The sequence below is a fragment of the Pseudomonas avellanae BPIC 631 genome, from assembly GCF_000444135.1.
Lineage (GTDB): Bacteria > Pseudomonadota > Gammaproteobacteria > Pseudomonadales > Pseudomonadaceae > Aquipseudomonas > Aquipseudomonas avellanae.
Window position 1 is genome coordinate 23,750 of record NZ_ATDK01000013.1, and the last position, 11,534, is coordinate 35,283.

The 11,534-nt window shown below is 60.0% G+C and carries 11 protein-coding genes; 5 read left to right on the forward strand and 6 right to left on the reverse strand.

Annotated elements, in window-relative coordinates:
- From livM to DW49_RS0100695, 4 genes are all read left to right on the forward strand, one after another.
- The gene (gene livM, locus DW49_RS0100680) at positions 1–1,314 is read left to right on the forward strand and encodes a high-affinity branched-chain amino acid ABC transporter permease LivM (protein WP_003376364.1); all 1,314 of its coding nucleotides are present in this window, start codon (positions 1–3) and stop codon (positions 1,312–1,314) included.
- Entirely contained in the window at positions 1,311–2,186 is an 876-nt protein-coding gene (locus tag DW49_RS0100685) for an ABC transporter ATP-binding protein (protein WP_005620797.1), read from the forward strand. The genes livM and DW49_RS0100685 overlap by 4 nt, the downstream gene beginning before the upstream one ends.
- The gene (locus tag DW49_RS0100690) at positions 2,183–2,899 is read left to right on the forward strand and encodes an ABC transporter ATP-binding protein (RefSeq protein ID WP_003376368.1); all 717 of its coding nucleotides are present in this window, start codon (positions 2,183–2,185) and stop codon (positions 2,897–2,899) included. Before DW49_RS0100685 ends, DW49_RS0100690 begins: the two co-directional genes overlap by 4 nt.
- Before the next feature lie 719 nt (positions 2,900–3,618).
- Positions 3,619–4,383, forward strand: coding sequence for an SDR family oxidoreductase (locus tag DW49_RS0100695; protein ID WP_003376370.1), 765 nt, complete (start codon positions 3,619–3,621; stop codon positions 4,381–4,383).
- A gap of 30 nt (positions 4,384–4,413) precedes the next feature.
- Here the strand turns inward: DW49_RS0100695 and DW49_RS0100700 are convergent, their stop codons facing one another.
- From DW49_RS0100700 to DW49_RS0100725, 6 genes are all read right to left on the reverse strand, one after another.
- A complete protein-coding gene (locus tag DW49_RS0100700; RefSeq protein ID WP_005620789.1) occupies positions 4,414–5,628 on the reverse strand; it encodes an AGE family epimerase/isomerase in 1,215 nt (404 codons plus the stop codon).
- A gap of 203 nt (positions 5,629–5,831) precedes the next feature.
- The gene (locus DW49_RS0100705; RefSeq protein ID WP_005620786.1) at positions 5,832–6,404 is read right to left on the reverse strand and encodes a HupE/UreJ family protein; all 573 of its coding nucleotides are present in this window, start codon (positions 6,402–6,404) and stop codon (positions 5,832–5,834) included.
- A gap of 24 nt (positions 6,405–6,428) precedes the next feature.
- A complete protein-coding gene (gene ureG, locus DW49_RS0100710) occupies positions 6,429–7,046 on the reverse strand; it encodes an urease accessory protein UreG (RefSeq protein WP_003376376.1) in 618 nt (205 codons plus the stop codon).
- Between the two features lie 21 nt (positions 7,047–7,067).
- A complete protein-coding gene (locus DW49_RS0100715; RefSeq protein ID WP_005620784.1) occupies positions 7,068–7,742 on the reverse strand; it encodes an urease accessory protein UreF in 675 nt (224 codons plus the stop codon).
- Positions 7,739–8,239 (reverse strand): urease accessory protein UreE, encoded by a 501-nt coding sequence (ureE, locus tag DW49_RS0100720; protein ID WP_005620783.1) that lies wholly within the window; start codon positions 8,237–8,239, stop codon positions 7,739–7,741. Before ureE ends, DW49_RS0100715 begins: the two co-directional genes overlap by 4 nt.
- Positions 8,240–8,423: 184 nt before the next feature.
- A complete protein-coding gene (locus DW49_RS0100725) occupies positions 8,424–9,056 on the reverse strand; it encodes a TetR family transcriptional regulator (RefSeq protein WP_005620782.1) in 633 nt (210 codons plus the stop codon).
- A gap of 221 nt (positions 9,057–9,277) precedes the next feature.
- Here DW49_RS0100725 and DW49_RS0100730 point away from each other — a divergent pair, with 221 nt between their 5' ends.
- Entirely contained in the window at positions 9,278–11,344 is a 2,067-nt protein-coding gene (locus tag DW49_RS0100730) for an AsmA family protein (protein ID WP_024421055.1), read from the forward strand.
- Positions 11,345–11,534 lie beyond the last annotated feature (190 nt).

Here is an 11,534-nt window from a genome sequence, read left to right on the forward strand (position 1 = left end):
ATGTCCGTTACTGCTGCTGGTCCTGTCACCAAACCTGTTGAAATCAAAAAAAGCCTGATCGATGCCGTTGTCGCCGGGCTGCTGGCATTGATCGTGTTCGGCCCGATTGTCGGCATCGTGCTCGACGGCTACAGCTTTAACCTGCAACCGACCCGTGTCGCGTGGCTGGTGGCTGTAGTCATGGTCGGGCGCTTTCTGATCAGTCTGTTCCTGCAGACGCCCAGAGGCATACGCATGTCCCAGAGTTTTGAAAGCTCGGACTCTGGCGTGCATGTGCTCAAGCCCGATCACAAATCCAGCCTGTACTGGATCATTCCGCTGCTGATCGTAATTGCCATCGTGTTCCCGATCTTCGCCAACAAGTACATCCTGACCGTGGTCATTCTCGGGCTGATTTACGTACTGCTGGGGCTGGGCCTGAATATCGTGGTCGGTCTGGCCGGTCTGCTCGATCTGGGCTACGTCGCTTTCTATGCCATCGGTGCTTACGGCCTGGCGCTCGGCTATCAGTATCTGGGCCTGGGCTTCTGGTCGGCGTTGCCGCTGGCGGCCATCGCGGCGGCGCTTGCCGGGTGCATTCTCGGCTTTCCGGTGTTGCGCATGCATGGCGATTACCTGGCCATCGTGACGCTGGGGTTCGGCGAAATCATCCGTCTGGTGCTAAACAACTGGCTGTCGTTCACCGGTGGCCCCAATGGTGTGCCGGTGCCGTCGCCGACCTTTTTCGGCCTGGAATTCGGGCGTCGCGCCAAAGACGGCGGTGTCCCCATTCATGAGTATTTCGGCTTCGATTACAACCCGGACCTGAAATTCATCTTCATCTATACCGTGCTGTTTCTGGTGGTGCTGGCGGTGTTATTCATCAAGCATCGCCTGACCCGCATGCCGATTGGCCGTGCGTGGGAAGCCCTGCGCGAAGACGAGATTGCCTGCCGTTCGATGGGCCTCAATCACGTACTGGTCAAGCTGTCGGCGTTCACCATCGGTGCTTCGACGGCGGGGCTTGCCGGTGTGTTTTTCGCCAGCTACCAAGGCTTCGTCAACCCGACGTCGTTCACCTTCTTCGAGTCGGCGCTGATTCTGGCCATCGTCGTGCTGGGCGGTATGGGTTCGACCATCGGTGTGGTGATTGCTGCTTTCGTGCTGACCGTGGCGCCTGAGCTGCTGCGCAGCTTCTCCGAGTACCGCGTGTTGCTGTTCGGCATTCTGATGGTGCTGATGATGATCTGGCGGCCGCGCGGCCTGATCCGCATCAGTCGCACCGGCGTGAAACCACGCAAGGGTGCGCTGGTCACAGAAGGAGGTGCGCGATGAGCAATGAAGTGATTCTTTCTGTCGAGCACCTGATGATGCACTTTGGCGGCATCAAGGCCCTCAGCGACGTCAGCCTCAAAGTGCGTCGCAACTCGATTTTTGCCCTGATCGGTCCCAACGGTGCGGGCAAGACCACGGTTTTCAACTGCCTGACCGGTTTCTACAAGGCCACTGGCGGGCGCATCGAGCTGCACACCCGCGGCAATACCACCAATGTGATCCGGCTGCTCGGCGAGCCGTTCAAGGCGACTGATTTTGTCTCGCCGAAAAGCTTTTTCAGCCGGGTGTACTACAAGATGTTCGGCGGCACCCATCTGGTCAATCGGGCAGGGCTGGCGCGCACCTTCCAGAACATTCGCCTGTTCAAGGAAATGTCGGTGGTCGAGAACCTGCTGGTCGCCCAGCACATGTGGGTCAACCGCAGCCTGATCAGCGGGATTCTCAACACCAAAGGCTATCGCAAGGCCGAAGAGGACGCGCTCAATGCGGCGTTTTACTGGCTGGAAGTGGTCGATCTGGTGGATTGCGCCAACCGCTTGGCGGGCGAGCTGTCCTACGGCCAGCAACGCCGCCTGGAGATCGCCCGTGCCATGTGCACGCGTCCGCAGGTGATCTGCCTGGACGAGCCGGCTGCCGGTCTCAACCCCCAGGAAACCGAGGCGCTGAGCGGCATGATCCGCCTGCTGCGCGACGAACACGACATGACCATCGTGCTGATCGAGCACGACATGGGCATGGTTATGGGTATTTCCGACGATATTGTGGTGCTCGACCACGGCAATGTGATTGCCATGGGCGGGCCGGAACAGATCCGCAACGATCCGAAAGTTATCGCTGCGTACCTGGGCGCTGATGAAGAGGAGCTGGTATGAGCAAGCCGATCCTCGAACTGAAAGAGATCGATGTGTTTTACGGGCCGATTCAGGCCCTCAAGAAAGTCTCGCTGCACATCAATGAAGGCGAAACGGTGAGCCTGATCGGCTCCAACGGTGCGGGCAAGTCCACGCTGCTGATGTCGATCTTCGGTCAGCCGCGCGCCGCCAGCGGGCAGATCATCTATCAGGGCACGGACATCACCCAGAAGTCCTCGCACTACATTGCCTCCAATGGCATTGCGCAGTCGCCGGAAGGGCGGCGGGTGTTCCCCGACATGTCGGTCGAGGAAAACCTGATGATGGGCACGATCCCTATTGGCGACAAGCACTCGGCTGAAGACATGCAGCGCATGTTCGAACTGTTCCCGCGCCTCAAGGAGCGCCGCAACCAGCGCGCTATGACCATGTCCGGTGGCGAGCAGCAAATGCTCGCCATTGCCCGTGCGCTGATGAGCCGGCCCAGGTTGCTGCTGCTCGACGAGCCGAGCCTGGGGCTGGCGCCGATCATCGTCAAACAGATCTTCTCGACCCTGCGCGAGCTGGCAGCCACCGGCATGACCATCTTTCTGGTCGAGCAGAACGCCAACCATGCGCTCAAGCTGTCGGATCGCGCTTACGTGATGGTCAACGGTGAGATTCGCTTGTCCGGTACGGGCAAGGAATTGCTTGTAAATGAAGAGGTCAGGAACGCTTATCTGGGCGGTCACTGAGTTCGTCAAAGACCTGTCGTATTCAACCCGCGCCCCGGATGCTCAAACATCCGGGGCGTGTTTCTTTGCAATTGTGGAAAACATTTTTGGCGACCCTCCTGCATGCGACATAAAACCGCTGCAAACGGTTGTTTTGTCACCGTTTTGACTTGTTCAGGTTTGCTGTGGAACTGGCTGTTAATAACTTGGGAGTATTTACCTGCAGCCCTTTATGCATAAGGGTTGTAGCGCGCTGGTTAAATTTCGTACAAAGGTTTTCAGCTAACTTTCGCAGGGGTTTGTCAACCGCTTTGCAACTGGTCGTTCATACAGCTTTTCGAGTTGCACAGCCTGTGGATAAGTCTGTGAACAAGCGTTGGAAATAGTGATCCAGCCGTTGCTGCATCTGGGCTACAGGCCATCACGGTTTTCTGACGCTCCTCATTCCCTTTGTGGTGTCGGGCAAAGTCAAGGGAAAAACTTCACCCGAATCGCTGGAAGCCCCGAACGACGGGACTTTCAGCGTAACCGACTTGCCCCCAGAGATTGTGTGTCTGACTGTGGATAAGGTGGGCAAAAGTACCTGCAAGCCCCGGAATACATGGCGTTGCTCAAGTTGGTTGTTTTTTGTACAAAAGTGCCGGGTTGTTGCATCGTGGCCCCGCTGACGGGCATTCTGCTGCCCTGCCGATAACTTATTAACAGGCTGCGCTCTTTTCGCGCCATGTCAGGAGATTGAAATGACTTCCACCGTATTCATCACGGGCGCTACTTCCGGTTTCGGTGAGGCCTGCGCCCGCCGTTTTGCCGACGCGGGCTGGTCGCTGATATTGACCGGTCGCCGTAAAGACCGTCTGGATGCCTTGAGTGCCGAGCTGTCGAAGCAGACTAAAGTCCATACGCTGGTGCTGGATGTGCGTGACCGCAAGGCGATGGAGAGTGCCCTCGGCGATTTGCCTGAGGATTTCGCCAGCATTCGCGGGCTGATCAACAACGCGGGTCTGGCGCTGGGCATCGACCCTGCGCCCAAGTGCGATCTGGATGACTGGGACACCATGATCGACACCAACGTGAAGGGCCTGGTGTACACCACTCGTCTGTTGCTGCCACGCCTGATCGCGCACGGTCGCGGCGCGAGCATCGTCAACCTGGGTTCGGTGGCCGGTAACTACCCGTATCCGGGCGGCAACGTGTATGGCGGCACCAAGGCGTTTGTCGGCCAGTTCTCGCTGAACCTGCGCAACGACCTGATCGGCACGGGTGTGCGAGTCACCAACCTGGAGCCAGGTTTGTGCGAGAGCGAGTTTTCGCTGGTGCGTTTCGGCGGCGATCAGGCCAAGTATGACGCCACCTACGCAGGTGCCGAGCCGATCCAGCCACAGGACATCGCTGACACCATTTTCTGGATCATGAACACACCAGCGCACGTCAACATCAACAGTCTGGAGCTGATGCCCGTCAGCCAGACCTGGGCCGGTTTTGCGATTGATCGCAATCGCGGCTGACCGTCCTGCTGATCGAGCGTTACAGCTCGATCAGCCCTCTACAGGCGCATGCGGCGGGAAGGCGGTGACGAAGCGGTTCTCGGCAAAGTCTGCCATACCGATGTAACACGTTGCCAGATGGTAAGGCGTGGTCGAAGGCATGTCGCTGCGACTGACCGTACCGTCGGGCTCCACGCACTCGTTCCAGCCTTTGGCATGCAGAAAGCGCCGCTCAAAAGCCTGTAACTGCTTCAGTAGCCTGGCTTCGCTTTCAGGCCTTAGCGCCATTGCCCGCAAATATTCCGCCTGCGCCCAGATACGCTGGGTAGCGTCGCGCACTGATCCGTCCAGCGTCAGCGTGGCCGTGACCGCGCCGCTCTGTGCATCAACGCCTTGTGCCTGCGCGTAAGCAAACGCACGGGTCATGGATTCGTGCAGCTCGCGGCCGTGCAGGTCGGGCGAGGATTGCAGCAGGAAAAACCATTCGAACTGATGGCCCGGCTCGTACCAGTTATCCACAGCGCCCAGCGGTTTCTCCAGCATCACGCCGGTTGCCGTGTCGACAAAGCGGCGTTGCATGTGGATAACCAGCGCATCCATTGCCGCCTGGGTGGCCGGATCGGCGCGCACCGACAGCGTCGCCAGAAAGGCTTCGGCCAGGTGCATCAGGGGGTTCTGCAACGGGCCGCTGCCCAGCGTCGACCAGTCTTCATCGAGTTGCGCTTCGTATAGCCCGTCATCGTCGGCAAAGCGTTCAGCTACCACGTTGAGCGCTGCGTTGAGCACTGACTCGGCGAGCGGGTCGCGCACCTTGGCCCAGTAATGCGCGCAGGCAAAAATGATGAAGGCGTGTGTATAGAGGTCCTTGCGGCGATCCAGTGGCGTGCCCTGTGGGTCAATGCTGTAGAACCAGCCGCCGTGCTCGGCATCATGGAAATGCTGTTGCAAAGAGCGGAACAGCGCGCCAGCCCGGGTCTGCGCATTCGGCACATCAGGGTTACCGGTCAGGCTGGAAAACAGGAACAACTGCCGCGCACAGGCCATCGCCCGATAGCGTTGCGGCGGCAACGGCTGATCGTTGGCATCCAGTGCTTCGTAAGGCAGCGCCAGTTGCGCATTCCAGCCCGGCCCCTGCCAGAGCGGCACGACGACTTGCAGGAAATGCGCCTGCAAGGCCGCGAGTGCGGCGGTCAGTTCAGGGCTGGGGGCAGAGCTGGAAACATGAGGCATCGGCGGGCATCGCGGCAGTGTCGAAGTGCGCAGCATGTTATCAGGATTGCTGCGCCGGTGAGTATTCAGGACGCTGCGCTTGCACTGCTCGTTACTTACGCTCCAGCGTGGCAATGCGGGTCGCGACGCTCTGCGTCGCAAGAGGACGCGGAGCGCCCAGAACGGCATGCGACGCAGAGCGTCGCACGATATTGAGATTATCGTTGCGCACGCTCCAGCGTTGGCACGAGAGTCAGTTATCAGCCCGCCAGCAACCACACACCCGTCGCCGCCGAGGCTGCGCCAGCGATGCGCACCAGTGGCGCAGCCGCTTTTGGCAGCACGCGCACCACGGCGTAGCCCGCTGCATGCAGTGCAGCAGTCGCCGCCACGAAACCGGCTGCGTACGCCCATGGGCTGGACATGTCAGGCAGCTCAAGACCGTGCGCCACGCCGTGGAACAACGCGAACAAGGCTGTAGCCGCCATTGCCAATGCCAGCGGAGGACGAACCGCCAGTGCCACCGCCAGGCCCAGCGCCAGTACCGAGGCCGCAATGCCGCTTTCCAGTGCTGGCAGGTTCAGGCCCTCAAAGCCCAGCAGGCCGCCGATCAGCATGGTGCCGACGAAGGTGCACGGCAACGCCCAGCGCGCTGCGCCCTGTTGCTGCGCAGCCCACAAGCCGACCGCCAGCATCGCCAGCAAATGATCCAGCCCGCCGAGCGGATGGCTGATGCCGGCGATCAAGCCGTTATCGCCATGACCGGGGTGAGCCAGGGCCAAAGTAGGCACCAACAGAAGGGCGAGGGCGCCCAGAGCTTTTTTGTAGTTCATCGACGGGTTCCTTGTGGGTTGAATTCAGGCGGCCGTAGTCAGCAGGCCCTGGCGCTCGATAAAGGCAATGATCTGTTCCAGACCCTGACCGGTTTTCTGGTTGCTGAAGACGAACGGCTTTTCGCCACGCATTTTGCGCGTGTCGCTGTCCATCATCTCCAGCGAAGCACCTACCAGCGGCGCAAGGTCGATCTTGTTGATCACCAGCAGGTCGGACTTGCAAATCCCAGGCCCGCCTTTACGCGGCAGCTTGTCGCCTGCCGACACGTCGATCACGTAGATGGTCAGGTCGGACAGCTCTGGGCTGAAGGTCGCGGAAAGGTTATCGCCACCGGATTCGACGATGATCATGTCCAGCCCCTCGAAACGACGATTGAGCTGATCAACGGCTTCAAGGTTGATCGAGGCATCTTCACGAATGGCTGTGTGCGGGCAGCCACCGGTTTCAACACCGATGATGCGTTCTGGTGCCAGTGCTTCGTTGCGCACCAGAAAGTCGGCGTCTTCGCGGGTGTAGATATCGTTGGTCACGACCGCCAGGTTGTAGCGTTCACGCAGGGCCAGACACAGGGCCAGGGTCAGGGCGGTCTTACCGGACCCGACCGGGCCACCGATGCCGACGCGCAGAGGTTGGCTGTTCATTGAGTTCTCCATAAAAGCTGATCAGGACCGGAATAACCGGCTGTATTGACGTTCGTGGGCCATGCTCGCCAACGCCAGGCCAAAGGCCGCGCTGCCAGCAGGGTGAGTGTCTGGTGCGCTGGCATTGACCTGCGCCTGCTGCAACAACGGCAGCAGCTCGCTGGTCAGGCGCTGCGCGGCTTGTTGGCCTAGCGGCAGCGTTTTCATCAGCACGGCCAACTGGTTTTCCAACCAGCTCCACAGCCACGCCGCCAGCGCGTCCTGCGGGCTGATCTGCCACGTGCGCGCAGCCAGCGCCCAGCCAAGGGCCAGATGCGGCTCTGTGGTCTGTTCCAGAAAGCGGCGGGCGTCGCGGTCCAGTTCAGGCAGGCCGTTGAGCAGCTGTTGCAGTGAGTAGCCCATCTGCCGGCTTTCCTGATGCAGCTCGCGGGTCTCGCGGCTGGCGCGATGTTGTTCGCTGACTTGCAGCAGTTGCCCCCAGTCGCCGACTGCCGCCGCTTCGCAATGCGCCAACAGCAAGGGCGCCTCGAAACGGGCAAGGTTGAGCAATAACTGATCACCAATCCAGCGTCCTGCGGTCTGCGGATCAGTGACGATGGCGTGCTCCACGGCCATTTCCAGCCCTTGCGAGTAGCTGTAGCCGCCAATCGGCAGCTGCGGACTGGCCAGACGCAAGAGCGCCCAGGCGCTGTTCACTTGCGCACGCCGAACTGGTGCATGCGCGGCGGGTAGTTGAAGTCCTCTTCCCCTGCGCGTGAGTGATGATGCCCGCCACCATAAGCACCATGTTCCGGCTGGAACGGCGCTTCGATGGCTTCGATGGTCGCACCGAGTTGATCGAGCATGGCCTTGAGCACGTAATCGTCGAGCAGGCGCAGCCAGCCATCACCGACCTGCAGGGCAACATGGCGATTGCCAAGGTGATACGCCGCGCGCGTCAGCTCGAACGTGCTGCTGCAGGTGACGTGCATGAGCTTCTCGGGCCTTGCGCAAACACGCACGACTCGGCCGTCCTCTGCCCGCAGAAATTCGCCATCGCGCAAAGGCGACTGACCGCGTTGCAGGAACAGCCCTACGTCTTCGTTTTCTGCACTGAAGCAGCGCAAGCGACTTTTGCTGCGCGCTTCGAAATTTAAATGCAGCTCGGCGGCCCATTCGGCCTGAGGTTCGATTCGGTTGTGAATCACCAGCATCAGATAGCTTCCAGCCCATTGCGATGCTTCAAATCAGAGCAAGGGGCTTGCCAACAGTCCAGGCTGTAGGAAATTGCCGGTGAGAATGGCTGATTTTGATCAGGTGTGTTGTTGTGGAGCGCCTTAATGGTGCGCGGCTTTAAAAATGCTTTATTTAGGTGCGCGCATTGTTTTCAACTGACGCTCAATCATGACTGCCAAGCCCGCGCCAGTGCCGCGCGCCAATAAATATAAAGCGCAATTGCTGGGTGATCTTCGCCTGTGGCGTCAAGTGCGGGGCCAGCGAGGCGGGTGGTGGGTCGATCAGTTCGGGGAGCATGGCGAACACGCTTTTCACCACCAGGTCGGCGATGATCGACAGTGCGTCGGCATTCAGGTGTTGCCACTTGGGCATCTTCGCCAGGTCGGCGGTCAGGTCAGCGCTAATGCCTTCGCGCAGCGCGCCGAGCGCCTGACGCACCTTGAGCGAGCCGCCGTATTGTTCGCGGGCCAGAAACAGAAACTGCGAACGGTTGGCCGCCACACGCTCAAGAAATATCTTCACCGAGGCGCGAATCAGGCCGCCCATGGCGAATTCGTTATGGCGCACCAGCCGGATGGTTTCGCGAAAAGTCTGGCCGACCTCGATGACCAACGCCAGACCCAACTGATCCATGTCCTCGAAATGCCGATAGAAACCGGTCGGTACGATGCCCGCCGTGCGCGCCACTTCGCGCAGGCTGAGGCTGCCAAACCCGCAGCCACTCTCCATCAACTGATGGGCGGCATCCAGCAAGGCTCGGCGGGTCTGTTGTTTCTGTTCGGCGCGGGGCAGCATGGTTCAAATGTTTCTTGGAATAGGCGCCAGCACTTTAGCAAATGCGCTTTGCCCGCGTCGAAAGGGTTTTCAGGCAAGCCCTCACGCCAACGGGACAGCATCAGTACTGGCCTTTGGCTGGAATTCGTATTCAAATCAAACCCTCGGCGCGCTTGTCAGTCGAACATTCATGTCGTACTCAGCGCGCCAGGGTCGGGGCGCTGTTTTCTGGAGAGTCACGCATGACGCGCAGCCGCAAGATTTTCGCCTGGACGGGCACCACACTTCTGTTGGTGCTCGCTGTACTGGTCATTGTGATCATCACTTTCGACTGGAATCGCATCAAGCCCACCCTCAACGAGAAAGTCAGCGAAGCGCTGCATCGTCCGTTCGCCATCAATGGCGATCTGGATGTGCGCTGGACTCGCGAGCCGGAGCTGGGCGGCTGGCGCGCCTGGGTGCCGTCGCCGCACTTCGTTGCGGATGACCTGACGCTAGGCAATCCTGACTGGTCGAAAACGCCACAGATGGTCAACCTCAAGCATGTCGAATTTCGACTGTCGCTGCTGCCTTTGCTGGTTCAGCAAGTGGTCATCCCGCGCATCGATCTGACCGGCCCGGAGGCCAAGCTTGAGCGTCTGGCTGATGGCCGTGCCAACTGGGTGTTCGATTTGCCCAAGTCCGACCCGAATGCCGAGCCCTCCAAATGGGTGATCGATATCGGCGCGATCAAGTTCGACAAAGGGCTGGTCAGTTTCAATGACCAGACGTTGAATGCCAATCTGGATGTGGTGATCGACATGCTCGGCAAACCGATCCCGTTCAGCGAAATCGTCGGCAGCAAAGAGGCGCAAAAAGCGCAGGAAAAGGGTGCCGTGCCTCAGGATTACGCGTTTGGCCTGGCTGTCAAAGGCCAGTACCACGGCCAGAAGCTGAGCGGCACCGGCAAAATCGGTGGCTTGCTGGCGCTGAAAGATGCCAGCCAGCCATTCCCGGTGCAGGCGGACGTCAAGATCGGCGACACCCACGCGGTGATCGCCGGCACCCTGACCGACCCGCAAAACCTCGGCGCGCTGGACCTGCGCCTGAAACTGTCCGGCGCAAGCCTGAGCAACCTGTACCCGCTGACCGGCGTGACCTTGCCGGACTCACCTGCTTATTCCACCGATGGTCGTCTGGTAGCCAAGCTGCATGATCCTGCAGGTGCCAACTTTCGCTATGAGGGCTTCAACGGCAAGATTGGCAACAGCGATATCCACGGTGACCTGGGCTACATCGCCAGTCAGCCGCGGCCGAAGCTGAGCGGCGTGTTGGTTTCCAATCAACTGCTGTTCAGCGACCTTGCGCCGCTGATCGGTGCCGACTCCAATGCCGCACAGAAAAAACGCGGCGGCGAAAGCAAGCAACCTTCGGGCAAGGTGCTGCCGGTCGAAGAGTTTCAGACCGACCGCTGGCGCGCGATGGGCGCCGACGTGGAATTCACCGGCAAACGCATCGTACAGAGCCCTGATCTGCCATTTACCGACCTCTATACCCATCTTGTTCTCAACGACGGTCAGTTGAGCCTTGAGCCGCTGCGCTTTGGCGTGGCGGGCGGCAAGCTGGACGCCGATATCCGCCTCGACGGCCGTAACAAGCCGTTGCAGGGTAGGGCGAAGCTGTCGGCGCGCAACTTCAAACTCAAGCAACTGTTTCCGACCTTTGAGCCGATGAAAACCAGTTTCGGTGAGTTGAACGGCGATGCCGACATCAGTGGCCGGGGCAATTCGATTGCGGCCTTGCTCGGCACCGCCAACGGCGAAATGAAAATGCTGGTCAACGATGGCGCGATCAGCCGCAGCCTGATGGAAATTGCCGGGCTCAACGTCGGCAACTACGTGGTAGGCAAGCTGTTTGGTGACAAGGATGTGAAGATCAACTGTGCGGCCTCCAACTTCGGCATCAAGGACGGGCTGGCGACCAGTCGCCTGTTCGTCTTCGACACCGAGAACGCCATCATCTACATCAATGGCACGGCGAACATGAAGACCGAGCAACTGGACCTGCAGATCAACCCGGAATCCAAGGGTTTCCGCGTGTTCTCGCTGCGCTCGCCGCTGTACGTCAACGGCCCGTTCGCCAAACCCAACGCCGGCGTGCAGTCCGGACCGTTGTTGTTGCGCGGTGCGGGCATGGTCCTGCTCGGTGCAACCGTCGGCCCGGTGGCCGGTTTGCTGGCATTGGTGGCGACCGGCGACAGTGAGCCAAACCAGTGCGGCCCGCTGCTTGAACAAATGCGCACCGGCAAGGCGCCGAAGACGGTGAAGTGATTTACAGAAATGCACTGTCGCGCTGGAGTGGTCAGCGTTATACACAAGTCCTGAAGAACCCGGAAGCGGGGCTGGCACCGTAGCATCAGGCCGAGTGGAGATTCCTGTGGGAGTGAGCTTGCTCACGAAAGCGATGGTCCACGCGGCCTATTTTCAGGGGGCTGTAATGGCCCCTTCGCGAGCAAGCTCG

Coding starts and splice junctions, on each gene's coding strand:
- livM (WP_003376364.1), top strand. CDS start 1: ATGTCCGTTACTGCTGCTGGTCCTGTCACCAAACCTGTTGAAATCAAA.
- DW49_RS0100685 (WP_005620797.1), top strand. CDS start 1,311: ATGAGCAATGAAGTGATTCTTTCTGTCGAGCACCTGATGATGCACTTT.
- DW49_RS0100690 (WP_003376368.1), top strand. CDS start 2,183: ATGAGCAAGCCGATCCTCGAACTGAAAGAGATCGATGTGTTTTACGGG.
- DW49_RS0100695 (WP_003376370.1), top strand. CDS start 3,619: ATGACTTCCACCGTATTCATCACGGGCGCTACTTCCGGTTTCGGTGAG.
- DW49_RS0100700 (WP_005620789.1), bottom strand. CDS start 5,628: ATGCTGCGCACTTCGACACTGCCGCGATGCCCGCCGATGCCTCATGTT.
- DW49_RS0100705 (WP_005620786.1), bottom strand. CDS start 6,404: ATGAACTACAAAAAAGCTCTGGGCGCCCTCGCCCTTCTGTTGGTGCCT.
- ureG (WP_003376376.1), bottom strand. CDS start 7,046: ATGAACAGCCAACCTCTGCGCGTCGGCATCGGTGGCCCGGTCGGGTCC.
- ureE (WP_005620783.1), bottom strand. CDS start 8,239: ATGCTGGTGATTCACAACCGAATCGAACCTCAGGCCGAATGGGCCGCC.
- DW49_RS0100725 (WP_005620782.1), bottom strand. CDS start 9,056: ATGCTGCCCCGCGCCGAACAGAAACAACAGACCCGCCGAGCCTTGCTG.
- DW49_RS0100730 (WP_024421055.1), top strand. CDS start 9,278: ATGACGCGCAGCCGCAAGATTTTCGCCTGGACGGGCACCACACTTCTG.